This is a genomic window from Streptomyces fractus, from assembly GCF_049844455.1.
Lineage (GTDB): Bacteria > Actinomycetota > Actinomycetes > Streptomycetales > Streptomycetaceae > Streptomyces > Streptomyces fractus.
In genome coordinates, this window is record NZ_JBMYHI010000002.1 from 7,768,300 (window position 1) to 7,793,314 (window position 25,015).

General features: G+C 70.7%; 29 protein-coding genes. 13 read left to right on the forward strand and 16 right to left on the reverse strand.

Annotated features, from left to right (window positions below; all coding sequences use genetic code 11):
* Complete coding sequence (locus ACP4E5_RS37210; protein WP_425836703.1) at positions 1 to 1,299, reverse strand: adenosylmethionine--8-amino-7-oxononanoate transaminase; 1,299 nt, start codon at positions 1,297 to 1,299, stop codon at positions 1 to 3.
* On the reverse strand, positions 1,292 to 2,467 hold the full coding sequence (bioB, locus tag ACP4E5_RS37215; RefSeq protein ID WP_425836706.1) for a biotin synthase BioB: 1,176 nt from the start codon (positions 2,465 to 2,467) through the stop codon (positions 1,292 to 1,294). Before bioB ends, ACP4E5_RS37210 begins: the two co-directional genes overlap by 8 nt.
* Positions 2,468 to 2,636: 169 nt before the next feature.
* Here bioB and ACP4E5_RS37220 point away from each other — a divergent pair, with 169 nt between their 5' ends.
* Positions 2,637 to 3,806, forward strand: coding sequence for an 8-amino-7-oxononanoate synthase (locus ACP4E5_RS37220; RefSeq protein ID WP_425836709.1), 1,170 nt, complete (start codon positions 2,637 to 2,639; stop codon positions 3,804 to 3,806).
* On the opposite strand, the gene ACP4E5_RS37225 is transcribed toward ACP4E5_RS37220, so the two are convergent.
* Positions 3,790 to 3,999, reverse strand: a complete 210-nt coding sequence (locus tag ACP4E5_RS37225; RefSeq protein ID WP_425836712.1) for a DUF397 domain-containing protein — start codon at positions 3,997 to 3,999, stop codon at positions 3,790 to 3,792. The two genes, ACP4E5_RS37220 and ACP4E5_RS37225, sit on opposite strands and share 17 nt — an antisense overlap.
* 50 nt (positions 4,000 to 4,049) lie before the next feature.
* On the reverse strand, positions 4,050 to 4,901 hold the full coding sequence (locus tag ACP4E5_RS37230) for a helix-turn-helix domain-containing protein (RefSeq protein WP_425836715.1): 852 nt from the start codon (positions 4,899 to 4,901) through the stop codon (positions 4,050 to 4,052).
* A gap of 284 nt (positions 4,902 to 5,185) precedes the next feature.
* Between ACP4E5_RS37230 and ACP4E5_RS37235 the strand changes: the two genes are divergently transcribed.
* Positions 5,186 to 5,626 (forward strand): ATP-binding protein, encoded by a 441-nt coding sequence (locus ACP4E5_RS37235; RefSeq protein WP_425836718.1) that lies wholly within the window; start codon positions 5,186 to 5,188, stop codon positions 5,624 to 5,626.
* Here ACP4E5_RS37235 and ACP4E5_RS37240 read toward each other — a convergent pair.
* The 4 genes from ACP4E5_RS37240 to ACP4E5_RS37255 form a co-directional block, all read right to left on the reverse strand.
* A complete protein-coding gene (locus ACP4E5_RS37240) occupies positions 5,610 to 6,083 on the reverse strand; it encodes a DUF6328 family protein (RefSeq protein WP_425836721.1) in 474 nt (157 codons plus the stop codon). The two genes, ACP4E5_RS37235 and ACP4E5_RS37240, sit on opposite strands and share 17 nt — an antisense overlap.
* Before the next feature lie 48 nt (positions 6,084 to 6,131).
* On the reverse strand, positions 6,132 to 6,605 hold the full coding sequence (locus ACP4E5_RS37245) for a C40 family peptidase (RefSeq protein WP_425836723.1): 474 nt from the start codon (positions 6,603 to 6,605) through the stop codon (positions 6,132 to 6,134).
* Positions 6,606 to 7,165: 560 nt separating this feature from the next.
* The gene (locus tag ACP4E5_RS37250; RefSeq protein ID WP_425836726.1) at positions 7,166 to 7,474 is read right to left on the reverse strand and encodes a hypothetical protein; all 309 of its coding nucleotides are present in this window, start codon (positions 7,472 to 7,474) and stop codon (positions 7,166 to 7,168) included.
* A gap of 7 nt (positions 7,475 to 7,481) precedes the next feature.
* Positions 7,482 to 8,117, reverse strand: coding sequence for an ATP-dependent Clp protease proteolytic subunit (locus ACP4E5_RS37255; protein ID WP_425836729.1), 636 nt, complete (start codon positions 8,115 to 8,117; stop codon positions 7,482 to 7,484).
* Between the two features lie 106 nt (positions 8,118 to 8,223).
* Here ACP4E5_RS37255 and ACP4E5_RS37260 point away from each other — a divergent pair, with 106 nt between their 5' ends.
* The 8 genes from ACP4E5_RS37260 to ACP4E5_RS37295 all read left to right on the forward strand — a co-directional run bounded on the left by ACP4E5_RS37260 (position 8,224) and on the right by ACP4E5_RS37295 (position 15,115).
* On the forward strand, positions 8,224 to 8,514 hold the full coding sequence (locus ACP4E5_RS37260; RefSeq protein WP_425836732.1) for a type II toxin-antitoxin system Phd/YefM family antitoxin: 291 nt from the start codon (positions 8,224 to 8,226) through the stop codon (positions 8,512 to 8,514).
* A gap of 213 nt (positions 8,515 to 8,727) precedes the next feature.
* Positions 8,728 to 9,030 (forward strand): urease subunit gamma, encoded by a 303-nt coding sequence (locus ACP4E5_RS37265; protein ID WP_425836734.1) that lies wholly within the window; start codon positions 8,728 to 8,730, stop codon positions 9,028 to 9,030.
* Between the two features lie 16 nt (positions 9,031 to 9,046).
* Complete coding sequence (locus tag ACP4E5_RS37270) at positions 9,047 to 9,358, forward strand: urease subunit beta (RefSeq protein WP_425836737.1); 312 nt, start codon at positions 9,047 to 9,049, stop codon at positions 9,356 to 9,358.
* A complete protein-coding gene (locus tag ACP4E5_RS37275) occupies positions 9,351 to 11,072 on the forward strand; it encodes an urease subunit alpha (protein ID WP_425836740.1) in 1,722 nt (573 codons plus the stop codon). The genes ACP4E5_RS37270 and ACP4E5_RS37275 overlap by 8 nt, the downstream gene beginning before the upstream one ends.
* A 31-nt stretch (positions 11,073 to 11,103) precedes the next feature.
* Positions 11,104 to 11,778 (forward strand): urease accessory protein UreF, encoded by a 675-nt coding sequence (locus ACP4E5_RS37280; RefSeq protein ID WP_425836743.1) that lies wholly within the window; start codon positions 11,104 to 11,106, stop codon positions 11,776 to 11,778.
* 134 nt (positions 11,779 to 11,912) lie between these two features.
* Positions 11,913 to 12,590 (forward strand): urease accessory protein UreG, encoded by a 678-nt coding sequence (ureG, locus tag ACP4E5_RS37285; protein WP_327664530.1) that lies wholly within the window; start codon positions 11,913 to 11,915, stop codon positions 12,588 to 12,590.
* Complete coding sequence (locus ACP4E5_RS37290) at positions 12,587 to 13,351, forward strand: urease accessory protein UreD (RefSeq protein WP_425836747.1); 765 nt, start codon at positions 12,587 to 12,589, stop codon at positions 13,349 to 13,351. The genes ureG and ACP4E5_RS37290 overlap by 4 nt, the downstream gene beginning before the upstream one ends.
* Positions 13,352 to 13,483: 132 nt before the next feature.
* A complete protein-coding gene (locus tag ACP4E5_RS37295) occupies positions 13,484 to 15,115 on the forward strand; it encodes an alpha/beta hydrolase (protein ID WP_425836749.1) in 1,632 nt (543 codons plus the stop codon).
* A 31-nt stretch (positions 15,116 to 15,146) separates the two neighbouring features.
* Here ACP4E5_RS37295 and ACP4E5_RS37300 read toward each other — a convergent pair whose 3' ends face one another.
* Entirely contained in the window at positions 15,147 to 16,184 is a 1,038-nt protein-coding gene (locus ACP4E5_RS37300) for an NAD-dependent epimerase/dehydratase family protein (protein ID WP_425836752.1), read from the reverse strand.
* A 77-nt stretch (positions 16,185 to 16,261) separates the two neighbouring features.
* Positions 16,262 to 16,978 carry a lysophospholipid acyltransferase family protein gene (locus ACP4E5_RS37305; protein WP_425836755.1) on the reverse strand — a complete coding sequence of 239 codons (717 nt, stop codon included), beginning with the start codon at positions 16,976 to 16,978 and terminating at the stop codon, positions 16,262 to 16,264.
* 226 nt (positions 16,979 to 17,204) lie between these two features.
* Between ACP4E5_RS37305 and ACP4E5_RS37310 the strand changes: the two genes are divergently transcribed.
* Positions 17,205 to 17,597, forward strand: coding sequence for an SSI family serine proteinase inhibitor (locus ACP4E5_RS37310; RefSeq protein ID WP_425836758.1), 393 nt, complete (start codon positions 17,205 to 17,207; stop codon positions 17,595 to 17,597).
* Positions 17,598 to 17,616: 19 nt separating this feature from the next.
* On the opposite strand, the gene ACP4E5_RS37315 is transcribed toward ACP4E5_RS37310, so the two are convergent.
* From ACP4E5_RS37315 to ACP4E5_RS37335, 5 genes are all read right to left on the reverse strand, one after another.
* Positions 17,617 to 17,775, reverse strand: a complete 159-nt coding sequence (locus ACP4E5_RS37315; RefSeq protein ID WP_266722335.1) for a hypothetical protein — start codon at positions 17,773 to 17,775, stop codon at positions 17,617 to 17,619.
* Positions 17,776 to 17,878: 103 nt separating this feature from the next.
* Positions 17,879 to 18,832, reverse strand: a complete 954-nt coding sequence (locus ACP4E5_RS37320) for a cytochrome c oxidase assembly protein (RefSeq protein ID WP_425836763.1) — start codon at positions 18,830 to 18,832, stop codon at positions 17,879 to 17,881.
* Positions 18,833 to 18,958: 126 nt separating this feature from the next.
* On the reverse strand, positions 18,959 to 19,984 hold the full coding sequence (locus ACP4E5_RS37325; protein ID WP_425836765.1) for a 6-phosphofructokinase: 1,026 nt from the start codon (positions 19,982 to 19,984) through the stop codon (positions 18,959 to 18,961).
* 201 nt (positions 19,985 to 20,185) lie between these two features.
* Complete coding sequence (locus ACP4E5_RS37330; RefSeq protein WP_425836768.1) at positions 20,186 to 20,917, reverse strand: type 1 glutamine amidotransferase; 732 nt, start codon at positions 20,915 to 20,917, stop codon at positions 20,186 to 20,188.
* A 39-nt stretch (positions 20,918 to 20,956) separates the two neighbouring features.
* Positions 20,957 to 22,195 carry a Mur ligase family protein gene (locus ACP4E5_RS37335; protein ID WP_425836770.1) on the reverse strand — a complete coding sequence of 413 codons (1,239 nt, stop codon included), beginning with the start codon at positions 22,193 to 22,195 and terminating at the stop codon, positions 20,957 to 20,959.
* A gap of 141 nt (positions 22,196 to 22,336) precedes the next feature.
* On the opposite strand from ACP4E5_RS37335, the gene def reads away from it, so the two are divergent.
* Positions 22,337 to 22,876 carry a peptide deformylase gene (gene def, locus ACP4E5_RS37340; RefSeq protein ID WP_425836773.1) on the forward strand — a complete coding sequence of 180 codons (540 nt, stop codon included), beginning with the start codon at positions 22,337 to 22,339 and terminating at the stop codon, positions 22,874 to 22,876.
* 91 nt (positions 22,877 to 22,967) lie between these two features.
* Here def and ACP4E5_RS37345 read toward each other — a convergent pair whose 3' ends face one another.
* Positions 22,968 to 23,621, reverse strand: coding sequence for a TetR/AcrR family transcriptional regulator (locus ACP4E5_RS37345; RefSeq protein ID WP_425836776.1), 654 nt, complete (start codon positions 23,619 to 23,621; stop codon positions 22,968 to 22,970).
* Between the two features lie 161 nt (positions 23,622 to 23,782).
* Here ACP4E5_RS37345 and ACP4E5_RS37350 point away from each other — a divergent pair, with 161 nt between their 5' ends.
* On the forward strand, positions 23,783 to 25,009 hold the full coding sequence (locus ACP4E5_RS37350; RefSeq protein WP_425836778.1) for an acyl-CoA dehydrogenase family protein: 1,227 nt from the start codon (positions 23,783 to 23,785) through the stop codon (positions 25,007 to 25,009).
* Positions 25,010 to 25,015: the final 6 nt, after the last annotated feature.

A 25,015-nucleotide genomic window follows, 5' to 3' on the forward strand; every position in this document is an offset into this window, starting at 1 on the left:
TCACCCTTCCCTTGACGCGGCGGCAGCGACCGCGCACACCGCACGACCGATCCGTGCCACGTCGTCGTCGCTCGTGACATACGGCGGCATCGTGTAGACGAGGTCCCGGAACGGCCGCAGCCACACACCCTCCGCGACCGCCGCCCGCGTCGCCGCCGCCATGTCGACCTCACGGTCCAACTGGACGACGCCGATGGCCCCGAGGACCCGTACGTCCCGCACCCCCGCAAGACCCTCCGCATCCGCCAACCCGTCCCGCAGCCCCGCCTCGATCCGCTTCACCTCACCGCGCCAGTCCTGCTCCATCAGCAGATCGATCGACGCGCACGCGATCGCCGACGCGAGGGGATTCCCCATGAACGTCGGCCCGTGCGCGAGCACCGGCACCTCGCCCCGCGAGATCCCCTCGGCGACCCGTGCCGTGCACAACGTCGCCGCCATCGTCAGATAGCCACCGGTCAACGCCTTCCCGACGCACATCACATCGGGCGACACCCCCGCGTGCCCGGCCGCGAACAACTCCCCGGTCCGCCCGAACCCCGTGGCGATCTCGTCGAACACGAGCAGCACATCGTGCTCGTCGCACGCCTCCCGCAACACCCGCAGATACGCGGGGGAGTGGAACCGCATCCCGCCCGCGCCCTGCACGACCGGCTCCACGATCACGGCCGCCACCTCGTCCGCGTGCCGCCCGATCGCCTCCCGCAACAGCTCCGCGTACGACTCCTCGTACGCGTCGAAGCCGCTCGGCGGCTCGTTCACGAAGATCTGCTCCTGAAGCACACCCGCCCACAGCCCGTGCATCCCGCCCTCGGGGTCGCACACGGACATCGGCTGCCAGGTGTCACCGTGATAGCCGCCGCGCCACGTCAGCATCCGCCGCTTCTCCGGCCGGCCGAGCGAGCGCCAGTACTGCAGACACATCTTCAGGGCGACCTCGACCGACACGGACCCCGAGTCCGCGAGGAAGACGTGCTCAAGCCCCTCCGGTGACATGTCGACAAGGCGTTCCACGAGCCGTACCGCCGGCTCGTGCGTCAGGCCGCCGAACATCACATGGCTCATGCGGTCCAACTGGCCGCGCGCCGCCTCGTCGAGCACCGGGTGGCCGTAGCCGTGGATCGCCGACCACCACGACGACATCCCGTCGACCAGCTCGCCGTGTCCCGCGACCCGCAGCCGCACCCCGGCCGCCGACTCGACGACCAGGGGCTGCCGCGTTCCGGGCATCGGACCGTACGGGTGCCAGACGTGCCGCCGGTCCAGGTCGAGCAGTTCGGCCACGTTCAGCTCAGGCATTGGGCGCCAGATCCGTTCCCGCGCCCCGGCGACGTACGGCGACGAGATCGGTACGTGCCTCCGCGGGCTCGACCGGTGCAGCGACGGCCTCGTCCGACACGTCCGACACGTCCGCCACGTCCGTCTCGTCGGCGGACGCGCACACCGAACCGCATCCGCCGCCCGCCCGGTGCTCCGGCAGCGTCACCTGCTCCGTGCACTCGACCTCGAACCCCGCGTCCGCGATCATGTCCAGGTCGGCCTTCCCGGCCTGGCCCTCGCTCGTCAAGTAGTCGCCCAGGAAAATGGAGTTGGCGATGTGCAGCGCGAGCGGCTGCATCGACCGCAGATGCACCTCGCGGCCACCCGCGATCCGCACCTCCACGTCGGGGCACACGAACCGCACCATGGCCAGGATCCGCAGACACCGCTGCGGCGTCAGGTTCCACTCCTTGGCCAGCGGCGTCCCCTCGAACGGGATCAGGAAGTTCACCGGCACCGAATCCGGGTCCAACTCCCGCAGCCCGTACACGACATCGACCAGGTCCGCGTCGCTCTCGCCCATGCCCGCGATCAGGCCCGAGCACGCCGAAAGCCCCGCCCCGTGCGCCTTCTTCACGGTGTCGACGCGGTCCGCGTACGTGTGCGTCGTGGTGATGTCGCCGTACGTCGCCTCGGAGGTGTTGAGGTTGTGGTTGTACGCGTCGGCGCCCGCGCCGCGAAGGCGCTCCGCCTGCCCGTCGTCGAGCAGCCCGAGGCACGCGCACACCTCCACGCCCTCGTTCTCGGACTTGATCGCGTCGATGGTGCGCGCGACCCGGTCCACGTCCTTGTCCGTCGGCCCGCGCCCGCTCGCCACCAGACACACCCGCTTCGCGCCGCCCGCGACCCCGGCGGCCGCCGCCTTCGACGCCTCATCGGGCTTCAGCCACGTGTACTTGAGGATCTCCGCCTTCGAACCGAGGCGCTGCGAGCAGTACGAGCAGTCCTCCGGGCACAGGCCCGACTTGAGGTTCACCAGATAGTTGAGTTTCACCCGCCGCCCGAACCATTGGCGGCGCACCCTCCCGGCCGCGGCCACCACGTCGAGCAGTTCGTCGTCCGGCGTCGCGAGTACCGCGAGCGCCTCTTCACGGCTCGGCAGTTCGCGCCGAAGCCCCTTGTCCACCAGCGTGTTCAGCAGGTCCATGGGCCCTGATCCTTACCTATCCCGCGGCCCCGGGGAAAGGAGACTCTCTACAAAGGACGGCGTGCGTCGTGTGGGTATTGCCACATCCTGCCCGAGTGGCGCGGGCGCTAGTGTCTGTGCATTACCTACAAAGCACCGCTCACCCGTCGCCGGACTCGCAGAGGGACACATGGCCACGCCCCACACACCCGCGTTCGGCTGGATCGGCGCACAGCGGCGCGCCCGCGAGGCCGCGGGCCTCGTCCGCACCCTGCGCCCGCGCCCCGCGGACAGCCCGGTGCTCGACCTCGCGAGCAATGACTACCTGGGCCTCGCCCGGCACCCCGAGGTCGTCGAGGGCGCGGCCGGGGCCGCGCGCAGGTGGGGCGGCGGGGCCACCGGGTCCCGGCTGGTGACGGGCAGCACCGAGCTGCACGCCCAACTGGAGCGGGAACTGGCGGAGTTCTGCGGGTTCGAGGCGGCCCTGGTGTTCTCCTCCGGGTACGCGGCGAACCTCGCGGCCGTCACCGCGCTCGCCCCCCACGGCTCACTGATCGTGTCCGACGCGGGCAACCACGCCTCGCTGATCGACGGCTGCCGGCTCGCCCGCGGCACCACACAGGTGGCCCCGCACGCGGACCCGGAAGCCGTCCGCAAGGCGCTCGGCACACACGAAGGGCCCGCCGTCGTCGTCACCGACTCGGTCTTCTCGGTGGACGGCGACCAGGCCCCGATCGCCGAACTGGCCGCTGTGGCAAGGGAGTTCGGGGCGGGGCTGATCATCGACGACGCGCACGGACTCGGCGTCGTGGGCCCCGGCGGCCGCGGCGTTCCGTACGCGGCGGGACTCGCTGGCGCGGCCGACACCGTCGTCAGCGTGACGCTCTCCAAGTCCCTCGGCAGCCAGGGCGGCGCGGTCCTCGGCCCGGCCCACGTCATCGACCATCTCGTCAACGCGGCCCGCACCTTCATCTTCGACACGGGCCTCGCCCCGGCCGCGTGCGGCTCGGCCCTCGCGGCGCTGCGCCTCCTGCGCCGCGAGCCCGAACGTGCCGCACGAGCACGCGACGTAGCGACGTCCCTGCATCAACTCCTGCGAGACGAGGGCCTGTTGGCCGTCCGTCCCGACGCCGCGGTCGTCTCCGTGCGTGCCCCCTCGCCCGACGCGGCCCTCCGCTGGGCGGCGGACTGCCGGGACGCGGGACTCTCGGTGGGGTGTTTCCGGCCTCCTTCCGTGCCCGACGGCATCGCGCGGCTGCGACTGACCGCCCGCGCCGACCTCACGGGGACCGAGGTCACCGAGGCCGTCCGGGTGATCAGCCGCACCGCTCCCGACGGGGCGTCTACCGCAGGGAGTTGACGAACGCCCGCCATGACTCCGACGTGAACAGAAGCGCGGGCCCCGTCGTGCGCTTGGAGTCGCGGACGGCCAGCAGACCGGCCGTCGCACTCGTCGTCAACGGGGCCGTCTCCACACAGTTGTTGGCGCCGGTACTACGGCTGCTGCGCCGCCATCGGACGCCGCTCAGCGACGTACTGCAGGCAATGGTCATGTTGCCTCCTCACGCGTTGCCGGCGCACGACGAGGTGTCGGCGTCCTCGCTTACCCGGCAATCTCTGCGATGAATTCCAGTGAATCCTCGGGTGACCTGGCATGGAGCAGAAGAGCGTCAAAGGCGTCCGTGTACGCCTTGAGGTCTTCTTTCCGTTCCAGGTAGAGGCTACTCGTCAAATGGTCGAGAACAACCACATCCAGATCAGATGTGTTCGGAAAAGAGAACACAACGAAAGGCCCCGTCAAGCCGATATGGCCCCCCGACGAGAACGGAAGCACCTGGATCCGGACATGCGGCAGTTCCGCCGCCTCGATCAGATGCGTCAACTGCCGCCGCAGCACTCCGTTCCCGCCCACCTCCCTGCGCAGCACCGCCTCGTCGAGCACCGCGGTGAGCCGCAGCGGCGGCTCCGCGCGCAGCACGTCCTGGCGTGCGAGCCGCACCTCCACCAGCGCGTCGATGTGCCGGTCCGGCGCCCCGTTCAGCACCGAACGAGTCACCGCGTGCGCGTACTCGGGTGTCTGAAGAAGCCCCGGTACGACGCTCGTCTCCAGAGTCCTGATGCGGCACGCCTGGGACTCCAGGCTGATGAAGTCGCGGTACGCGGGCGGCAACAGGCCCCGGTACGCGTGCCACCAGTGCTGTCCGCCCGCGTCGTTCCCGCCGGCCAACGCGACCACCAGATCGCGGAGTCGGGGATCGCGGGCCTCGAAGGCGTCGAGCAGCCGCAGCACGTCCGAAGGCTTCACGCCGCTGCGGCCTGTTTCGATCCTGCTGACCTTCGACTGGTGCCAGCCGACGAGCCGGGCCGCCTCCCCGCTCGTGAGGCCGGCCTGGACGCGCAGCGTCCGCAATTCTGCCCCGAGCTTGCGACGGCGTACCGCGGGACCGTATTTCATGGAGGACTCCTCGGGCTCCTCGCGCCACCCGGCCGGACTCCCTCCCGGCCCGCACGGAGCGCGTGTCTGAGCCGACGGTAGAGGACGGAGCGTACCTCGGCCCAAATACGGTCCACCGTCGCAGAGTTCACCGCATCGAGCGACAGATATATGCATATCTTGGGGGATCGGCACCACTGGGGGACGTCCGAGTGGTAATCTGGCGCGAAGCAGTTGCCGGGGGCCGAGCGCGAGCGATCCGCGAGGCCGGACGAGCCACCTCGGCGGGAAAGGGACACGTCGCCATGGCAGACCACCAGGAAGCATCCGTCACGCTGCCGAGCGATCCCGCCTCGGTCTCGTCCGCCCGCGGGTATGTCGCCTCCGTCCTCACGGAGTGGGGCATGGCGCCGGGGTCGGACGCGGCGGACACCATCCGCCTGATCGTGTCCGAACTCGCGACGAACGCGGTGCAGCACACCCTCGGCCAGTCACCCACGTTCACCGTCGACATGGAGCTGGAGCGTGACGAGCAGCTGCGTATCGGCGTCACCGACAGTCACCCCCGCTACCCCAAGCGGCTGCCGGCCGCGGTCCAGCAGGACAACGGGCGGGGCATGGTCATCATCCGCTGCCTCACCGCGGAGTGCGGCGGCAACCTGACGGTGCGGCCGACGCCCGAGGGCGGTAAGACGGTGCTGATCACCCTGCCGTGGGTGGCCGCCCCGGTCAGCCGTCCCGCCTGAGGACCGCCCGCCGCATCAGCCACGGCAGCACTCCCCACAGTCCCGTACAGACGCAGAACGTCCCCGCGCCCGCCGCGATCCCGCCGCCCCTGCCGACCGTCACATCGACCACGAGCAGCACGGACCCGCTCAGCGCGAGCACCAGCGCCGCCATCCCGAACGCGGCGAGCCGCGAGGACACCTGCACGATCAGCCGCTTCGCGCCCAGTTGGAACAGCATCCGGTGCACCGCGGCCGGCGCCGTGAACAGCGCGGCCGCGATGACCGTGAGGAGCAACGTCGTGACATACGTGGCCCGTTGGACCGTGTCGAGGGAGGGAAAGCGCGGCGTGAACGCCAGCGTCAACAAGAACGCGAACAGGAACTGCACGCCGGTCTGGGTGACCCGGAGCTCCTGAAGGAGTTCTCCGAAGTTCCGATCGGCGCGTTCCAACGACGTCTCGTTGCGCTCTTCCATCCCCTACGAGTATCCGTCCGGGGCACGCTCAAGCGCGAGCGCGGCGGATCACCGGACCCGGCCGTACAGCACGCTGTTCGTCCAGATCCGCTCGAGACGCACCACCGAACCGGTCTTCGGGGAGTGCCAGATGCGGCCCTTACCGGCGTAGATACCGACGTGGTAGATGCTCCTGCCGGAGCGGAAGAACACCAGGTCACCGCGGGTGCGATGGGACCTGGAGATGTGCTTGGTCTTGTTGTACTGCTGGGCCGCGGTGCGCGGCAGCTTCTTGCCCGCCCGCTTGAACGAATAGAGCGTGAGGCCCGAGCAGTCGAACCGGTGCGGCCCGGCGGCGCCCCACTTGTACGGTGCACCCTTCTTGGACGCGGCGATGTGCAGTGCCTTGACGGATGCCGTGGCCGCTGATGCCTCGGACGCGGCGCCGGGGACCATGAGTCCCGCGCCGGCGACGGCGATGGAGAGGGCGGAAGCGGTACCCGCCCGGGTCAGCAGCGACGGAACACGATTCAGCGCAGTCATGCGCAACCCTTCGTCAGCCGCCTGTGAAGGATGACCTGTCGGGTTCGGGTGGCGAAGTTGCCCGGCCGCGTCCTGCGGCTTCACCCCAAGGACCGTCCGGCGCGGCCTCTGACGAGGCGCGGCGGGGGCCCGTCGTGCTCGGGTCCTCCACTCCTGCCGATGCACTCCTGTCGACCTGGCATCCGCACGGCGGCAGGACTCGGCGTCCGTGCGGACCGCCCCGCCGCGGCGGCGGGGGCTTGTCGTCGCAACGGATCTTCACGCACCGCGCAGACGAAAACCGAGCTGAACCGGCGGTAAGTGAGTCTCGTCACCCTTGACCCGTTCGGGTGGACGGTGCGGCATTCGCCCCCGACCGCCGAGGCCCGACGAGCCCCGCACCAGCGGCGGAACGAGGAATTCCGGCAGCCGACTACGGCCTGTGCGCAACTTTGCCGGGCTCATCGGCGTACCGGACGCTGGGCCGTCCGGGGTACCCCATCTGGGTCGTTTGGATCGCCGCGTGGCGCTTCGGGATGTCCGGTGAGCGGTCTACGACTTCAAGTGAGCGGGCTACGACTTCAACTGACCGACTCTGGCGGCAAAGTGACCCGCCGGGTGCGCCGTTCCCCGTCGAGCACGCGCAGCGCCCGCGCCAGCGTGCCCGCGTGCACCCGGCTCTCGCCCCTCCGGTGCATTAGGTCCAGCGCGTCCCGCAGCGCCACCGCCCGGCTCACCAGCGCCTGCGCCGCGCGCAGCCCGCTGTAGGTGTCGTCGCCGCGGGCCGGGTTGATCCGCGCGATGAGGTCGACCACCTCCAGATAGCGGTCCACGAGCTCGCACTCGGCGCGGGTCATCGCGGGCAGCGGCGCGGGTTCTGGCGGATACATCGGCCGATCACCTCGCGCCGGGGGAGCGCAGCGTGGCCGTCCTGCTCTCCACGACGTGGTCCACCAGGCCGTATTCGAGGGCCTGTTGCGCCGTCAGCACGGTGTCCCGCTCGATGTCCGCGCCGACCTGGTCCTTGGAGCGCCCGCTGTGCAGGGCGAGCAGCTCCTCCAACTGGTCGCGCATGCGCGTGAGTTCGCTCGCGTAGATCTCCAGGTCGCTCGGCTGGCCCTGGGCCGGCTCGGGCAGCGAGGGCTGGTCGATCACCACGCGCGCGCCGGGCAGCGTCATCCGCTTCCCCGGCGCGCCCGCCGCGAGCAGCACCGCGGCCACGGACGAGCACTGGCCGAGGCAGGTCGTCGCCACGTCGCAGCTGACGAACTGCATCGTGTCGTAGAGCGCGGTCATCGCGCTGAACGAGCCGCCCGGAGAGTTGATGTACAGGGAGATGTCCTGGTCGGGCGCCAGGTACTCGAGGTGCATGAACTGCGCCATCACATCGTTCGCCGAGACGTCGTCGATCGGCGTCCCGAGGAACACGATGCGCTCTTCCAGAAGCTTCGAATACGGGTCGAGGGTGCGGCTCCCCGAACTGGTGCGCTCGGTGAACTCGGGCAGGACGTAGCGGCCGTACGGATGGGGCATGGTGCCTCCTCATGACGCTGCTTCAAGGCCTGCGAGGCCTTCAGTGTCTGCTGCAAGGCCCCTTCTCTAAAAATGTACAGGACGTACATGACGTACGATGGTGAGCATGGCCTATGAGATTCCGGTGACGCAAGCCAGGGCTGAGCTCGCCGACCTGATCAACCGCGTCGTGTACGGCGGCGACCGCGTGGTCGTCACCCGGCACGGCAAGCCGCTCGTCGCCCTGGTCTCGGCCGCCGACCTGGAGCGACTCGAGGCGATGGGGGAGCCCGTCGGGGACGTCGTGGATGAACCGGCGGTCACGTCTGTGTCACGGATCGGCACCCTGACGTCCGCTCCCGGCGAACAGCAAAGGTTCGGTATTGCCGCCGAGCACCGCGGCCCCGAGATCAGGTAGCGCGGCGGGCGTTCAGCAATGAGACGGTCAAGCGACGGTTAACGTCGTTGAAACTCCGCCCAATTACCCTCCAGTCGCAGGTCATCGGCCACTTTCCGTGGCAGGGGTCCGCACAGATGTCCGTTTTTCTTGTGTGTTACATCTAGACCCGTCGCGGTGGCCGCGGCAGCCGGTCCCGCACGGTCCGGCGTGAAGGACTGTGAGGTGGGATTCGTGCATTTGACCCCGCATGAGCAGGAGAGACTGCTCATACATGTGGCTGCCGACGTGGCCGAGAAGCGTCGGGCACGGGGTCTGAAGCTCAATCACCCCGAGGCGGTCGCACTGATCACGTCGCACATCCTCGAAGGTGCCCGCGACGGTCGCACCGTCGCCGAACTCATGGCATCCGGGCGCAAGTTGCTCACCCGCGACGACGTCATGGAGGGCATCCCCGAGATGATCCACGACGTGCAGGTCGAGGCGACGTTCCCGGACGGCACCAAGCTCGTCACCGTGCACGAGCCGATCGTCTGACGGGAGAGCGGACATCATGATTCCCGGAGAGATCCTCTTCGCCGACGAGCCGGTTGTGTACAACGAGGGCCGCGACGTCATACGTATGACGGTCCTCAACGCCGCCGACCGGCCCATCCAGGTCGGCTCCCACTACCACTTCTACGAGGCCAGCCCCGGCCTCGACTTCGACCGCGCCGCCGCCCGCGGCAAGCGGCTGAACATCGCCGCGGGCACCGCCGTTCGCTTCGAACCCGGCATCCCCGTCGACGTCGAACTCGTATCCCTCGCAGGCAACCGCATCGTCACCGGCCTGCGCGGCGAGACCGGAGGTGCCCTCGATGCCTGAGCTGTCCCGCGCCGCATACGCCGATCTGTTCGGCCCCACCACCGGCGACCGCATCCGGCTCGCCGACACCGACCTGCTCGTCGAGATCGAGGAGGACCGCTCCGGCGGGCCCGGCCTCTCCGGCGACGAGTCCGTCTTCGGCGGCGGCAAGGTCATCCGCGAGTCCATGGGCCAGTCCCGCGCCACCCGCGCCGAGGGCACCCCGGACACGGTCATCACCGGCGCCGTGATCATCGACCACTGGGGCATCGTCAAGGCCGACATCGGCATCCGCGACGGCCGCATCACGGCGATCGGCAAGTCCGGCAACCCGGACACCATGGACGGCGTCCACCCCGACCTCGTCCTCGGCCCGGACACCGAGGTCATCGCGGGCAACGGCAAGATCGTCACCGCCGGCGGCATCGACACCCACATCCACTTCATCTCGCCGACCCAGTTCGACGAGGCCCTCGCCTCCGGCGTCACCACGCTGGTCGGCGGCGGCACGGGACCGGCCGAGGGCTCCAAGGCGACCACCATCACGCCCGGTTCCTGGCACCTCGCCCGGATGTTCGCGGCGATGGAGAACAGCCCGGTCAACATCGGCTTCCTCGGCAAGGGCAACACCATGTCGAAGGACTCGATGCGCGCCCAGCTGCGCGGCGGGGCCATCGGCTTCAAGGTCCACGAGGACTGGGGCGCGACCCCGGCCGTGATCGACGCCTGCCTCGACGTCTGCGAGGAGTCCGGCGTCCAACTCGCCGTCCACTCCGACACGTTGAACGAGGCCGGCTTCGTCCAGGACACCTTCGACGCGGTCGCCGGGCGCACCCTGCACGCCTTCCACGTCGAGGGCGCGGGCGGCGGACACGCACCCGACATGATCACGGCGGTCTCGCTGCCGAACATGCTGCCGTCGTCCACCAACCCGACCCGGCCGCACACCGTCAACACCGTCGAGGAACACCTCGACATGCTGATGGTCTGCCACCACCTCAACCCGGCGGTGCCCGAGGACCTGGCCTTCGCCGAGTCCCGCATCCGGCCCACCACCATCGCGGCCGAGGACATCCTGCACGACCTCGGCGCCATCTCGATCATGTCCTCGGACTCGCAGGCCATGGGCCGCGTCGGCGAGGTCATCATGCGGACCTGGCAGACCGCGCATGTGATGAAGCGCCGCCGCGGCTTCCTGCCCGGCGACACCCGCGCAGACAACGCGCGCGCCCGCCGCTACGTCGCCAAGTACACGATCAACGCGGCCGTCTCGCAGGGCATCGACCACGAGGTCGGCTCCGTGGAGTCCGGCAAGCTCGCCGACCTGGTCCTCTGGGACCCGAAGTTCTTCGGCGTGAAGCCGCAGCTCGTCGTCAAGGGCGGCCAGATCGCGTACGCGCAGATGGGCGACGGCAACGCGTCCATCCCCACGCCGCAGCCGATCCTGCCGCGCCCGATGTACGGCGCGTACGGCAAGGCCCCGCAGGCCAACTCGGTCAACTTCACCAGCGAGTGGGCGATCGAGGACGGGCTGCCGGAGCGCCTCGGGCTCGGCCGTTCGTTCGTGCCGATCCACTCCACCCGCGGACGCGGCAAGGCCGACATGATCAACAACGACGCCCTGCCGCGCGTCGAGGTCGCCCCCGACTCGTTCGCCGTGACCATCGACGGCGAGCTCGTCGAGCCCGCCCCGGCCGCCGAACTGCCGCTCGCGCAGCGGTACTTCCTGTTCTGATGCGGGTTCACACGGGCCGGGTGCGTACGTCATGACGCGCGCCGCGCTCCTCGTTCTGGCCGACGGCCGCTTCCCCGCCGGAGGGCACGCGCACTCCGGCGGGGCGGAGGCCGCGGTCAAGGCGGGACGCATCACCGACGCGGCGAGCCTTGAGGCGTTCTGCCGGGGCCGCCTGTACACCAGCGGCGCCGTGACCGCGGCCCTCGCCGCGGCCGCCGCGCTCGGCATCGACCCGGGCACGCTCGACGAAGCTGCCGACGCGCGTACGCCGTCGCCGGCGCTGCGGGTCGCCGCCCGCAAGCTCGGCCGGCAGATGATGCGGGCGGCCCGCGCCACCTGGCCGCACCCCGAACTCGACGCCCTTGCACGGCAGTTCCCCAAGGGGGCGCACCAGCCGGTCGTACTCGGACTCGCCGCGCGGGCGGCCGGTCTCGGGGCGGAGGACGCCGCGTACTGCTCCGCGTACGAAGGCGTGGGCGGGGCCGCGACCGCCGTGGTGCGGTTGCTGAGCCTCGACCCGTTCGACGCGACCGGGGTTCTCGCGCGGCTCGCGCCCGAGATCGACCGGGTCGTCGCGGACGCCGTGGAGGCGGCGCGGCGGGCGGTCGACCAGGGGGTCGACGCGCTGCCCGCGGGGTCGGCGCCGCTTCTCGAGATCGGCGCCGAGGCCCATGCGGCGTGGCCCGTGCGGCTGTTCGCGTCCTAGCGGAAGTCGCCCCCGCCGCCCCTTCCCCTTCCCGACCCCGGGGGCTTCGCCCCCGGACCCCTTGTCGGCCTGAACGGCCTCGTCCTCAAGTGCCGGACACGCTGAGAAGACACAGATTGGAGCCGTGGATCACCATGCACCTTGGACACACTCACGACGAAGCCTCCGCCGTTTCCGCGGACGCCCAGCGGCCCGACGGCACCCGGCGGGCGCTGCGGATCGGGCTCGGCGGGCCCGTCGGTTCGGGCAAGACGGCCACCGTCGCCGCGCTCTGCCGCGCTCTGCGCGAGGAGCTCTCGCTGGCCGTCGTCACGAACGACATCTACACGCGCGAGGACGCCGCGTTCCTGCTGCGCGAGGCCGTGCTCCCGCCCGAGCGGATCACCGCCGTCGAGACCGGCGCCTGCCCGCACACCGCGATCCGCGACGACATCTCCGCGAACCTGGAGGCCGTCGAGGACCTGGAGGACGAGGTCGGCCCGCTCGACCTGATCCTCATCGAGTCCGGCGGCGACAACCTCACCGCCACCTTCTCCAAGGGGCTCATCGACGCGCAGATCTTCGTGATCGACGTCGCGGGCGGCGACGACATCCCGCGCAAGGGCGGCCCCGGCGTCACCACCGCCGACCTGCTCGTCATCAACAAGACCGATCTCGCCCCGCACGTCGGCTCCGACCTGGCGCGGATGGAGGCCGACGCCAAGGAGGCGCGGGCCGAACTCCCCGTCGTGCTGCAGTCCCTGCGCTCCGAGGTCGGCGTCGGGGACGTCGCCGCCTGGGTGCGGGCGCAGCTCGCCGCGTGGACCGCGTGAGCGCGGGAGTCCGCTCCGCCGCCCGGATCGTCGCGCGCGGCGACGGGCGGGGCGGGACCGCGCTGCCCGTCGTGGAGGGCGAGGGCTCGTTCGCGCTGCGCCGCACCCGCGGCGCGAGCCCGGCAGAGGCCCGCGTCATGCTCGTCGGCGCCATGAGCGGCCCGCTCGGCGGCGACCACCTCACCGTCGAGGCGCGCGCCGAGGAGGGCGCCCACCTGCACGTCGGCTCCATCGCCGCGACCATCGCCCTGCCCGGCCAGGCCAAGGGCGAGGCCCACTACGACGTACGCCTCGACGTCGCCGACGGGGCCCAACTGGACTGGCTCCCGGAGCAGTTGATCTCGGCGGGCGGGAGCGACCTGCGGGTGTCCACGCGCGCCGACCTGGCGCCGGGCGCGCGGCTCGTGCTGCGCGAGGAGCAGGTGCTCGGGCGCGTGGGGGAGGAGCCCGGCCGGCTCACCAGCCGGCTCACCGTGTACCGGGCGGGGCGTCCGCTGCTCGACCAGGAGCTGGCCTGCGGGCCGGGCGCGCCCGGCGGCTGGGACGGCCCCGCCGTCCTCGCCGGTCACCGCGCCCTCGGCCAACTCGTCGTCGTACGCCCGGAATTCGAGACGCAGAAGCCGTCCGCGGCCCTCCTCGACGAGGCCGGAACGGCCGCGCTGACACCGCTGGCGGGCCCCGCCGTGCTGGTCACGGCGGTCGCGCCGGACGCCCTGCGGCTGCGCCGAACGCTCGACGAAGCGCTGGGCCGATTGGCCTGAACCGCTCACCGGGGCGAGTCATACCGTTTATCGGATTGGTAAAGAACGTCCGCTGTCTCTGTCGCCAGGGACCCCGCACACGTCAGGATCCGCGTACCGATCAGCAACACGATCGACGTACGGATCGAATCGATGTGCGGGAGGCCTCACTTGAGACGGACCAGACAGACAGCGCGCGGCAGCCGGAAGGCGGTGATCGGTTCCGCGGGCGCTTTCGCCGCCGCGGCGCTGATAGCGGGCGCGGTCTCCGCCCCCGCAGCCCAGGCCGACGCGGCCAAGTCCGCCGGCACCGCCAACCTCCAGGCGCGCGGCGCGGCCTTCGCCGCCGCCAAGGCCGCGAAGGCCGGCGTCGACTGGAAGGACTGCCCCGCGGACTGGGGCTTCGCCAAGCCCATCGAGTGCGGCTGGGTCAGCGTGCCGCTCGACTACGCGAAGCCGAACGGCAAGCAGATCAAGCTCGCCGTGGACCGCATCGGCAACACCGGCACCAAGGACGAGCGCCAGGGCTCCCTCGTCTACAACCCGGGCGGCCCCGGCGGCTCCGGCATGCGCTTCCCGACGCGCGTGACCACCAAGAACCCGATCTACGCGAAGATGGCGAAGGCCTACGACTTCGTCGGCTTCGACCCGCGCGGTGTCGGTCACTCCGCGCCGATCTCGTGCGTCGACCCGCAGGAGTACGTCAAGGCGCCCAAGGCCGACCCGGTCCCGGACACCGAGGCGGACAAGCTCGGCCAGCGCAAGCTCGCCAAGGAGTACGCGGACGGCTGCTACGAGAAGAGCGGCGACATGCTGCCGCAGATGACGACGCCGAACACCGCGCGCGACCTCGACGTCATCCGTGCCGCCCTCGGTGACAAGAAGCTCAACTACCTCGGCGTCTCCTACGGCACCTACCTGGGCGCCGTCTACGGCACGCTCTTCCCGGGCCACGTCCGCCGCATGATCGTCGACAGCGTCGTCAACCCGGCCAAGAGCAACATCTGGTACCAGGCGAACCTGAACCAGGACATCGCCTTCGAGGGCCGCTGGAAGGACTGGCAGGACTGGGTCGCCAAGAACGACGCGACCTTCCACCTCGGCGACACCCGCGCGAAGGTGCAGCAGCAGTGGGAGACCCTGCGCGCCGCCGCGAAGAAGAACCCCATCGGCGGGGTCGTGGGACCGGCCGAGCTGATCGCCTTCTTCCAGAGCGCGCCGTACTACGACTCCTCGTGGGTGCCGGTCGCCCAGACCTGGAGCAAGTACGTCGCCGGTGACACCCAGGCACTGGTCGACGCCGCCGCCCCCGACATGTCGGACACCGCGGGCAACGCCACCGCGGAGAACAGCAACGCGGTCTACACGGCCGTTGAGTGCGCCGACGCCAAGTGGCCCACCAGCTGGTCCAAGTGGGACAAGGACAACACCGCGCTGAACAAGCAGTACCCGTTCATGACGTGGGCCAACGCGTGGATGAACCTGCCCTGCGCCACCTGGAAGACCAAGCAGCAGACGCCGCTGGACGTGAAGACCGGCAAGGGCCTGCCGCCGGTCCTCATCGTGCAGTCCACGCGTGACGCCGCCACCCCGTACGAGGGCGCCGTCGAGCTGCACAAGCGCTTCAAGGGCTCCCGCCTGATCACCGAGAAGGACGCGGGCTCGCACGGCGTCACGGGTCTGACCAACCCCTGCATCAACGACCGGGTCGACACCTACATGCTCACCGGCAAGAGCGACAGCAAGGACGTGACGTGCGCCCCGCACGCCACGCCCAAGCCGTAGCCGTAGCCGTAGCCGTAGCAGTTCGCTAGGTCTACGCGGCCCGGGACGCCAGCCAGGCGTCCTCGGCCGCGTAGTCGAACAGGCCGGTCGTGTAGTTCGCCACCATCTTCGGGAAACCGTCGACCCAGTCCTGCTCCCGCAGCCGCGCCGTCAGCCACTCGACCGTCTCCGGCAGCGCGTCGGCGTACGTCGTCACCGGCTTGTACCCCAACTCCCGCTCGGCGGCCGACATGTCGAAGAGGAACGGGTACGGCAGCGACCACGGGGTGTCCCCGACGGTCTCCGCGGGCGGCGGCCCGTCCACGAGTACCGTCTCCGTCTCCACCCCCATCAGCTCGTCGATCATCGCGCCGATCTCGGCGACGGTGGGGCAGTCCGGGTCGGCGCCGTTGAGCACCCGCGACCCCGGACGCGCCGCGGCAAGTCGCACCAGCTCCGCCAGGTTCCGCACGCTCGCCGGGTTGAAGCGACTCTCCCCGTTGAACGCCAGCACGCGCCGGCGGCGCCCGTCGAGGTTCCGCTTCACGAAGTACAGCTCGCGCGGCGTGCGGCAGTACGGGCCGTGCACCGCGGACGCCCGCAGCAGGGTCGTCGGCAGCGCCTCGCCGAGCGCCAGCAGATCCCGCTCCAGTCGCACCTTGCGCGTCCCGTACGTCGCCTCGCCCGGCCCGACCGTCCGGTCGCTCTCCTTGACGGGGCCCGGGTAGCGCGGCCAGCCGTCCGGCTCGGTCTGCGTATCGAAACTGCGCCCGTTCTCGTCCTCGTAGACGGCGCCGCTGGAGATCACCACCGCCGAGCCGATCCGGCCGGAAAGGCCGGCCAGCTGCCGCCCGTGCTCCCGGGTGAAGGCCACCATGTCGACGACGAGGTCGACGCCGTCCCCGACCAACTCCGCGAGCGCCGCGCCGTCCTCCCGGTCGAGCCGCACCGCCCGCACCCCGTCGGGCCAGCCCGCGTCCCGCCCGCCACCGCGCGAGGCCGCCGTCACCTCCCAGCCGTCCTCCGCGAGCGCCCGCACCGCGGGCCGCCCGATCTGCCCTGCCGCACCGATCACCAATGCCTTCTTCATGACCGGACCGTACGTCGGTGAGGCCGCCCGCACCCGGGAATCTGCTCAGCGCAGAGCGCGGAACCCGGAGGAGGAGATCAACTCAGCGGCATCCGCGGGAACTTCCGGGCCCTCTCCTCCTCGGCCTCCGCCTTCACGAGCGCCGCGTACTTGTCGACGTACTCCTGCCCGGACAGCTCCAGGATCGCGTACATGATCTCGTCGGTGACCGCCCGCAGGATCGTCTTCTCGTCGTCCATGCCGAGGTAGCGGGAGAAGTCGAGCGGCTCGCCGAACCGGATCGTCACCCGGTGCATCTTCGGGATCTTCTGACCCGGCGGCTGCGCCTCGAACGTGCCGATCATCGCGCACGGGACCACCGGGGCCCGCGCCTTGAGCGCCATCGCGGCGACGCCGACCTTGCCCTTGTACAGGCGCCCGTCGTGCGAGCGCGTGCCCTCGGGGTAGATGCCCAGCAACTCCCCGCGGCCCAGCACCCCGAGCCCCTCGCGGATCGCCGCCTGCCCGGCCTCCTTGCCCGAACGGTCGACCGGGATCTGGCCCGCGCTGCGGAAGAACGCGGCGGTGAGCCGGCCCCTGAGCCCGGGCCCGGTGAAGTACTCGGCCTTCGCCAGGAACGTGATCCGCCGCTTGATGATCGCGGGCATCAGGAAGTGATCGGCGAACGACAGATGATTGCCCGCGACGATCGCGGCGCCGGACTCCGGTATGTGCTCCAGGCCCTCGATCCGGGGCCGGAACAGCAGCCGCAGCAGCGGCCCGAGGATCACGTACTTGAGCAGCCGGTAGAACATCCCGATCGCCTTCCCCCACGAACCACTTGAACCACTGGAGCCACTTGGAACGCTTGTACTGCCGCTTGTACCGCCGCGTGCTTGCGCACAGTAACCAATCGGAAGCGCCGACGCGAGAGCCCGATCGGGCCCCGTCCGGGGCCGGTACGGCGCGTCCGCTTGGCGGTGGAGGTCCCGGCAGGTGGCCTGTTTCCACCCTGACGTCCAGCACCGGAGGTATTTCCGTATGCGTTCCGTCTACGTGGCCGCTGCCGCGTTCCTGTCCCTGGCCGCGGCCGCCCCGGCCGCGAGCGCCGTGGCCACCGGGCCCGAGCGGCCGGGCGAGCTGTTCCTGACCGTCTCCGGTGCCGATGACACCTGGATCCGCGGCGTCCACCTGAACTGCGAGCCGGAGCCCTCGGGCGAGCACCCGCACGCCGCCGACGCCTGCGCGGCCCTGGAGGCGGCCGGCGGCGACCTGGACGCACTGCCGGTCCGGCAGCAGATGTGCACCCAGGTCTACGACCCGGTCACCGTCGAGGCCACCGGTACGTACCGCGGCAAGGCGATCGCCTGGCACAAGACCTTCGGCAACCCCTGCGCGATGGAGGCGTCGACGGGCCCCGTCTTCCGCTTCTGAGCCCCGGTGGCGTCCGCCGTCAGTTGCTGCGCGACGCCACCATGGCCACGGTGAGCAGACCGAGCACCACCCAGCCGAACCACAGCCACCCATTGCTGCCGAGCGCCACCGTGTAGGCGGTCACGGCCACCAGGCCGCCCACGGTGAACGCACCCATCGTCTTCGTGGAACCGGGCATCACACACCCTCCTCCCAGCAGCCGGACCGAGTCCGAGCCGCGACCAGGAGGCCATACTCACCCGTAACGGGGCAGTGGCGCTACTGCCGCGCGCGGGGCGGTGCTACTGGCCGCGCGTGTTGAGAGACGCGAGGTAGGCGTTGTACGCCGCCAGTTCCTTGTCGCCGTCCCGGTCCGCGGCACGGTCCTTGCGGCGCGCCTGACGGTCCTCCGACTTCTTCCACTGGAAGAGCAGGGCCAGCAGGACGAGGACCGAGGGCACCTCGCTGAACGCCCAGGCGATGCCGCCCGCCGCCGTCTGGTCGGCGAGCGGATCGATGCCCAGGGAGGCCGGCGGGTTCTCGAACGTGCCGACCATCGTCGTCGACGCCATCATCAGCGCGATCCCGAAGAAGGCGTGGAACGGCATGCCCGCGAACAGCTCCAGCATCCGCATCACGTAGCCGGGCCGGTGCGGCCCCGGGTCCACGCCCATGATCGGCCAGAAGAACACCAGGCCGACGGCGAGGAAGTGCACCATCATCGCGAGATGGCCGACCTTGGAGCCCATGAGGAAGTCGAAGAGCGGCGTGAAGTAGAGCGCGTACAGGCTCGCGATGAACAGCGGGATCGTGAAGGCGGCGTGCGTGATGATCCGCATGTAGCGGCTGTGCAGCAGCCAAAGGAGCACCTCGCGCGGCCCCTTGCTGCCGCGCTTCGCGGACACCGGCAGCGCCCGCAGCGCGAGCGTGATCGGGGCGCCCATCAGGAGCAGGATCGGCGACAGCATGCTGATGACCATGTGCTGCACCATGTGCACGCTGAACATGACCATGCCGTAGTCGTTGAGCTTGGTGCACATCACCAGACCGATGGTGAGCACGCCCACGACGAACGTGATCGTCCGGGACACCGGCCACGCGTCACCGCGCCGGTTCAGGCGCACCACGCCCCATCCGTAGAGGGCGAGCGCCAGCAGGCACCCGACGAGGAAGAAGGGGTCGGCCGACCATTCCAGGCCACGCCCCAGCGTGAACGGCGGCAGATCCATGTTCATGCCGTGCCCGCTGTGATCCATCCGCCGGCTCCTGTTGCTCGTTTCGTACGGATTGTGCGCCCCCAGACTAGAACTGCCCCCCGGCCGCTGTTTCGGCCGGGGGGGGCAGTTCCGTGCGGTGTGGGGCGGTGTGGGGCGGTGTGCGGATCAGAGCACGCACTCGGCTTCGGCGTACCGCTCGTCCGGCACCGTCTTCAGCGTCTCCACGGCCTCGGCCAGCGACGTCATCACGATGTCGGTGCCGCGCAGCGCCGTCATCTTGCCGAACTCGCCGCGGTGCACGGCCTCGACGGCGTGCCAGCCGAACCGGGTCGCGAGCACGCGGTCGTACGCGGTGGGGGTGCCGCCGCGCTGGACATGGCCGAGGATGACGGGCCGCGCCTCCTTGCCGAGGCGCTGCTCCAGCTCGATGGAGAGCTGACGCGCGATGCCCGCGAACCGCTCGTGGCCGTAGACGTCCTTGGCGCCCTCGTCGAACTCCATCGAGCCGACGCGCGGCTTGGCGCCCTCGGCGGCGACGACGATCGCGAACTTCTTGCCGGCCTCGAAGCGCTCGCCGACCTTCTTGGCCAGCTCCTCGATGTCGAAGGGCCGCTCAGGCACGACGACGGCGTGCGCGCCCGCGGCCATGCCGGAGTGCAGCGCGATCCAGCCGGTGTGTCGGCCCATGACCTCGACGATCAGCACGCGCTGGTGCGACTCGGCGGTGGTCTTGAGGCGGTCGAGCGCCTCGGTGGCGACGCCGACGGCGGTGTCGAAGCCGAACGTCACGTCGGTGACGGCGATGTCGTTGTCGATCGTCTTCGGTACGCCGACGATCGGGAGGCCGTTGTCCGACAGGAGGCGGGCCGCCTTGAGGGTGCCCTCACCGCCGATCGGGATGATCGCGTCGAGGCCGAGGTCGGCGACGTGCTCCCTGGCGCGCTCGATGCCGTCGCGCAGATGCGCGGGCTGTACGCGGGAGGATCCGAGGATGGTGCCGCCGCGGGCGAGGATGCCGCCCACCGCGTCGAGGTCCAGCTTGCGGTAGTCGCACTCGAGGAGGCCCTTCCACCCGTCGTGGAAGCCGATGACCTCGTCGCCGTGGTCGACGACGGCACGGTGCACGACCGAGCGGATCACGGCGTTCAGGCCGGGGCAGTCGCCCCCGGAGGTGAGGACACCAATACGCATAAGCCCGGAATACCTTTGCAACGTGGGGCCGATGGCCGGACCACGCCGTCCGGCTGGACCCCCGTACCTTATCGGCGTCCGGGGGCCCGTCCGCACGGGGCGTCCGACTGGTGGACCGGCCTGCTCACATGGGCGCGCGGGCGCCCTAAAGGGCCCTGGAGAAGGACCCGAGGAGGGGCCCCGAGGAGGGCCCCGAGGGGGTCAGGCCGGCTGCGTCGTGGCCGCCGCGATCCGCTCGTTCCGCAGCTCCTCGTACCAGCGGTCGTTCACCGGCGGCAGCGCGTTCACATCGAGCGCCAGCTTGATCAGCAGGTCGGCGATCTGCGGATTGCGCGCGAGCACGGGCCCGTGCATGTACGTGCCGAAAACGGTGTCGTTGAAGGCGCCTTCGGTGCCGTCCCCCGTGCCGTTGCCCTTGCCGATCCGGGTGCGGGCGAACGCCCGCGCCGTCGGGCCGAGGTGTGTGATGCCCTGGTGGTTCTCGAAGCCGGTCAGCTCCGGCAGGCCCAACTCCGGGTCGATGTCGCCCAGTACGTCACCGACGCAGCGCTCGCCCTCGCCGCGCGTCGAGACGACGTCGAGCAGGCCGAGGCCGGGCTCGCGCTCACCGAGGTCGTTCACGAACTCGTGGCCGAGGATCTGGTAGCCGGCGCACACGGAGAAGACGATCGCGCCGTTGGCCACCGCGCGCTGCAGGCCGCCGTCGCGGCGCAGCCGCTCCGCCGCGAGGCGCTGCGGGCGGTCCTCGCCGCCGCCGATGAGGTAGATGTCGCCGGAGGTCGGCACCGCCTGGTCGCTGCGCACGTCGTAGCGCTCGACCTGGAGGCGGCGCTGCTGGGCGCGGCGCTCCACCACCAGTGCGTTGCCCTGGTCGCCGTAGGTGCTCAGGAGGTCGGGGTAGACCCACACGAGACGCAGGCTGTTGTCGCTCATGGTCATGATCCTTCGCTGTTCGCGCTCTGTGGGGGCTCGTCAGTTGCCCACGCGGCGGCGGACGTCCTGGAACGCGGTGTAGTTGGCGATCAGCTCGATCCGGCCCGGGGGCGACATCTGCACCGCCTCGTCGAGCGTCTCGCAGACCCGGAAGTCCAGGCCCGCGACCTCGAGCCGGACCGCGAGGTCGAGCCGGCGGTCGCCGATCACGCAGATCGGGTGCCCGGCCAGGCGCGTGTAGTCGACGTCCCACAGCCAGGAGGTGTCGGTGCCGTCGGCGCCCCGCGCGTTCACCGAGAGGATCACCGGCGTCGGCGGCGGGTCGATCAGAGTGAACGTTTCGAGCCAGCCCGCCGGGTTCTTGGCGAGCAGCAGCCGCAGGTCGCGCTCCTGGAACTGCACGACGTCGTAGCGACCCGCCACCGCCTGCACCTGGTACATGCGCTCCAGGGCGACCTGCGGGGGCACCCCGAAGCAGGCGGCGACGGCGGCGGACGTCGCCGCGTTCGCCTTGTTGGCGCGGCCCGGCAGCTGGAGGTGGATCGGCCAGGCGGAGCCGTGCGGGTCGATGACGTGGTCGCCCTGGAGCGCCCAGCTCGCGATCGGGCGGCGGAAGCCGCACTCGCCGCAGAACCAGTCGTCACCGGGGCGCTGCATCACGCCGCCGCACGCCGGGCAGGACCAGGCGTCGTCCTTCCACTCCTGGCCCGCGGCGACCCACACCACGTTCGGCGAGGAGGAGGCGGCCCAGACGATCAGGGGGTCGTCCGCGTTCGCGATCACGATGGCCTTCGAACCGGACAGGCCCTCGCGCCACTTCTCGGCGAGCATGCGGGTCTCGCCGGCGCGGTCCAGCTGGTCGCGCGAGAGGTTGAGCAGCGCGATCGCCTTCGGGTCGGTGTCACGGGCGACACCGGCCAGGTACTTCTCGTCGACCTCGATCACGCCGTACTTGGCCTCGCCGCCGCCGGCCAGGGCGGAGGTGATGCCCGCGGGCATGTTCGCCCCCAGCGCGTTCGAGACGACGGGGCCGCTGGCGCGCAGCGCCTCCGCGAGCAGCCGGGTGGTCGTCGTCTTGCCGTTCGTGGCCGAGACGAGCACCACGTCCAGGTGCTGGGCGACCCGCGCGAGCAGCTCGGGGTCGAGCCGCAGCGCGACCTTGCCGCCGATCACTGATCCGCTGCCGCGGCCCGCCGCCCGCGACACCGCGGCCGCGGCCCGGCCGGCCGTCACGGCCAGCTTGGCGCGCGGAGTCATCGGCTCCGAGTTGCCTGCCATCTTCCTGGGTCCTCCTTGCGTACGGCGCCGCGCCTGCCCCCGGCATCGTTTATGGGCTCAGCCTATCGAGATCCTCTGACAAGCCCGAACAGCGGCACCACCAGCACTTCGTGGTGCGCACAGGACCGTACCCTTACCGGCATGCGACACGGCTCGATCCCGGGCGCCTCAGGGCGCGTACGACCCCTGACCCTGCTCGGTGAGACCGTGCTCCACCAACCCTGCGCGCAGGTCACGGACTTCGGCCCGGCCCTCGCGCGCCTGGTCGAGGACATGTTCGCCACGATGTACGCGGCGCAGGGCGTGGGTCTCGCCGCGAACCAGGTCGGCGAGGGACTGCGGGTCTTCGTCTTCGACTGTGAGGATGACGACGACGTGCGCCATGTCGGCCACGTCGTGAACCCGCGTCTGGTCGAGGCCGACGGCGAGGTGATCCGCGGCCCCGAGGGCTGCCTGTCGCTCCCCGGCCTCGAGGCGGGCACGCCCCGCTTCGACCACGCGCGCGTGGAGGGGTACGACGTCGCCGGTGACCCTGTGGTGATCCACGGCACGGGCTGGTTCGCCCGCTGTCTCCAGCACGAGTGCGACCACTTGGAGGGGCGTACGTACACGGAGCGGGTCACCGGGTGGCGGCGCAGGAAGGTGCTGCGGCAGGCGGCGAAGGCGCCGTGGGCCACGTGAGGTGCTGAGGTGGCGTCGGTGTGCGCTGCTGACGTGGCGTCGGTGTGCGGTGCTGAGGTGGCTTCGGCCGGGTCGGAAGTCTGGTGCCCGGTCAGAAGCCCGGGCCGCCCACCTTGTCGCCCGCCGCGGCGAGCCGACCCCACAGCAGGTCGGCGAGGCCGCGCACCAACTCGGCGCGCTCGCACGGGCGGTCACCGAGCCACCAGTCGCCCGCGGCGTGCATCATGCCGACGATCCCATGCCCCCAGACGCGCGCGAGCTGCTGGCTGCCGGGGCCGAGATCCACGCGCTCCTCGATGACCTCGGCCAGCTCCTCGCCCATGCGGCGCAGCAGCGGGAACGAATGCCGTCCGACGTCGAACCCGGAATCGGCGGGGGAGCCCTCCGACGGATGCATCAGGAAGCGGTAGACCTGGGGGCGGGCCTCGATCGCCGCCAGGTACGTGTCGAGCGTCGCCTCCACGCGCTCGCGCCGCTCCGCGGGCGCGTCCAGGGCGGCCCGCAGCGAGGCGAGCAGCGCGTCCGTGTGGCGCGTGGCGAGCGCGGCGTAGAGGCCGCCCTTGTCGCCGAAGTGCCGGTACAGGATCGGCTTGGTGATCCCGGCCTCCGCCGCGATCGCGTTCATCGAGGCGCCGGGACCGTCCCGGAGCACCACGCGGTCCGCGGCCTCAAGGAGGTCGCGCCTCCGACGCTCGGCGGCGGACTGCTGGTCCGCGCGCTGATCGGTCCGCTGTGTGGTCTCCATGAACTCTCCCCGCCCCGTTCGATTGCCTGACGCACGCGAAAGGTAACACCCGAGGGTTGTCCGGTATCGAACGCGTACTCGGAGGTTGACATGGGCTACTCGCCAGTAACAGACTCGGGTTACCTTAAGTAACACAGTATTGCGTGCGCCCTGGAGGGGTTATGGCCGAGTTCACCATGGATCTCAACGACGAGCAGAAGGAAGTGCGTGACTGGCTGCACGGCTTCGCCGCCGACGTGATCCGCCCCGCGGCCGCCGAGTGGGACGAGCGCGAGGAGACCCCCTGGCCGGTCATTCAGGAAGCGGCCAAGCTCGGAATCTACTCCCTGGACTTCTACGCGCAGCAGTTCTTCGACCCCTCGGGCCTCGGCATCCCGATGGCCATGGAGGAGCTGTTCTGGGGCGACGCGGGCATCGGCCTGTCCATCGTCGGCACGGGCCTCGCCGCCGTGGGCGTCCTCGCCAACGGCACCGAGGAGCAGATCGGGACCTGGATCCCGCAGATGTACGGCGACGTGAACGACGTGAAGGTGGCCGCCTTCTGCTCCTCCGAGCCGGACGCGGGCTCCGACGTCGCCGCCATGCGCACGCGTGCCGTCTACGACGAGGCCAAGGACGAGTGGGTCCTGAACGGCACCAAGACGTGGGCGACGAACGGCGGCATCGCCAACGTCCACGTGGTCGTCGCCTCCATCGACCCCGAGCTCGGCTCCAAGGGCCACGCCTCGTTCATCGTGCCGCCGAACACCCCCGGCCTGTCCCAGGGCCAGAAGTTCAAGAAGCACGGCATCCGCGCCTCGCACACCGCCGAGGTCGTCCTGGAGAACGTCCGGGTGCCCGGCTCCTGCCTGCTCGGCGGAAAGGACAAGCTCGACGAGCGCCTCGCCCGCGCGCGTGAGAAGGCCAAGAAGGGCGGCGAGCGCGTGAAGAACGCCGCGATGGCCACCTTCGAGGCCTCGCGTCCCGCCGTCGGCGCCATGGCGGTCGGCACCGCCCGCGCCGCTTACGAGGAGGCCCTGGAGTACGCGAAGACGCGCGAGCAGTTCGGCCGCCCGATCATCGACAACCAGGGCGTGGCCTTCCAGCTCGCCGACATGCGCACCCAGATCGACGCCGCGCGGCTCCTGGTGTGGCGTGCCTCCTGGATGGCGTCCACGGGCAAGAAGTTCGAGAACGCCGAGGGCTCCATGTCCAAGCTGTTCGCGAGCGAGACCGCCAAGAAGGTCAGCGCCCAGGCGGTCCAGATCCTCGGCGGCAACGGCTTCACGCGCGAGTACCCCGTAGAGCGCATGCACCGCGACGCGGCGATCTACACGATCTTCGAGGGCACGAGCGAGATCCAGCGCCTGGTCATCGCCCGCACGCTGTCGGGCATGCCGATCCGCTAGCGCGGA

Excerpts from the sequence above, each read along its gene's own strand:
- ACP4E5_RS37210 (WP_425836703.1), bottom strand. The coding sequence starts at position 1,299 with ATGCCTGAGCTGAACGTGGCCGAACTGCTCGACCTGGACCGGCGGCAC.
- bioB (WP_425836706.1), bottom strand. The coding sequence starts at position 2,467 with ATGGACCTGCTGAACACGCTGGTGGACAAGGGGCTTCGGCGCGAACTG.
- ACP4E5_RS37220 (WP_425836709.1), top strand. The coding sequence starts at position 2,637 with ATGGCCACGCCCCACACACCCGCGTTCGGCTGGATCGGCGCACAGCGG.
- ACP4E5_RS37225 (WP_425836712.1), bottom strand. The coding sequence starts at position 3,999 with ATGACCATTGCCTGCAGTACGTCGCTGAGCGGCGTCCGATGGCGGCGC.
- ACP4E5_RS37230 (WP_425836715.1), bottom strand. The coding sequence starts at position 4,901 with ATGAAATACGGTCCCGCGGTACGCCGTCGCAAGCTCGGGGCAGAATTG.
- ACP4E5_RS37235 (WP_425836718.1), top strand. The coding sequence starts at position 5,186 with ATGGCAGACCACCAGGAAGCATCCGTCACGCTGCCGAGCGATCCCGCC.
- ACP4E5_RS37240 (WP_425836721.1), bottom strand. The coding sequence starts at position 6,083 with ATGGAAGAGCGCAACGAGACGTCGTTGGAACGCGCCGATCGGAACTTC.
- ACP4E5_RS37245 (WP_425836723.1), bottom strand. The coding sequence starts at position 6,605 with ATGACTGCGCTGAATCGTGTTCCGTCGCTGCTGACCCGGGCGGGTACC.
- ACP4E5_RS37250 (WP_425836726.1), bottom strand. The coding sequence starts at position 7,474 with ATGTATCCGCCAGAACCCGCGCCGCTGCCCGCGATGACCCGCGCCGAG.
- ACP4E5_RS37255 (WP_425836729.1), bottom strand. The coding sequence starts at position 8,117 with ATGCCCCATCCGTACGGCCGCTACGTCCTGCCCGAGTTCACCGAGCGC.
- ACP4E5_RS37260 (WP_425836732.1), top strand. The coding sequence starts at position 8,224 with ATGGCCTATGAGATTCCGGTGACGCAAGCCAGGGCTGAGCTCGCCGAC.
- ACP4E5_RS37270 (WP_425836737.1), top strand. The coding sequence starts at position 9,047 with ATGATTCCCGGAGAGATCCTCTTCGCCGACGAGCCGGTTGTGTACAAC.
- ACP4E5_RS37275 (WP_425836740.1), top strand. The coding sequence starts at position 9,351 with ATGCCTGAGCTGTCCCGCGCCGCATACGCCGATCTGTTCGGCCCCACC.
- ACP4E5_RS37280 (WP_425836743.1), top strand. The coding sequence starts at position 11,104 with ATGACGCGCGCCGCGCTCCTCGTTCTGGCCGACGGCCGCTTCCCCGCC.
- ureG (WP_327664530.1), top strand. The coding sequence starts at position 11,913 with ATGCACCTTGGACACACTCACGACGAAGCCTCCGCCGTTTCCGCGGAC.
- ACP4E5_RS37295 (WP_425836749.1), top strand. The coding sequence starts at position 13,484 with ATGTGCGGGAGGCCTCACTTGAGACGGACCAGACAGACAGCGCGCGGC.
- ACP4E5_RS37300 (WP_425836752.1), bottom strand. The coding sequence starts at position 16,184 with ATGAAGAAGGCATTGGTGATCGGTGCGGCAGGGCAGATCGGGCGGCCC.
- ACP4E5_RS37305 (WP_425836755.1), bottom strand. The coding sequence starts at position 16,978 with ATGTTCTACCGGCTGCTCAAGTACGTGATCCTCGGGCCGCTGCTGCGG.
- ACP4E5_RS37310 (WP_425836758.1), top strand. The coding sequence starts at position 17,205 with ATGCGTTCCGTCTACGTGGCCGCTGCCGCGTTCCTGTCCCTGGCCGCG.
- ACP4E5_RS37315 (WP_266722335.1), bottom strand. The coding sequence starts at position 17,775 with ATGCCCGGTTCCACGAAGACGATGGGTGCGTTCACCGTGGGCGGCCTG.
- ACP4E5_RS37320 (WP_425836763.1), bottom strand. The coding sequence starts at position 18,832 with ATGGATCACAGCGGGCACGGCATGAACATGGATCTGCCGCCGTTCACG.
- ACP4E5_RS37325 (WP_425836765.1), bottom strand. The coding sequence starts at position 19,984 with ATGCGTATTGGTGTCCTCACCTCCGGGGGCGACTGCCCCGGCCTGAAC.
- ACP4E5_RS37330 (WP_425836768.1), bottom strand. The coding sequence starts at position 20,917 with ATGAGCGACAACAGCCTGCGTCTCGTGTGGGTCTACCCCGACCTCCTG.
- ACP4E5_RS37335 (WP_425836770.1), bottom strand. The coding sequence starts at position 22,195 with ATGGCAGGCAACTCGGAGCCGATGACTCCGCGCGCCAAGCTGGCCGTG.
- def (WP_425836773.1), top strand. The coding sequence starts at position 22,337 with ATGCGACACGGCTCGATCCCGGGCGCCTCAGGGCGCGTACGACCCCTG.
- ACP4E5_RS37345 (WP_425836776.1), bottom strand. The coding sequence starts at position 23,621 with ATGGAGACCACACAGCGGACCGATCAGCGCGCGGACCAGCAGTCCGCC.
- ACP4E5_RS37350 (WP_425836778.1), top strand. The coding sequence starts at position 23,783 with ATGGCCGAGTTCACCATGGATCTCAACGACGAGCAGAAGGAAGTGCGT.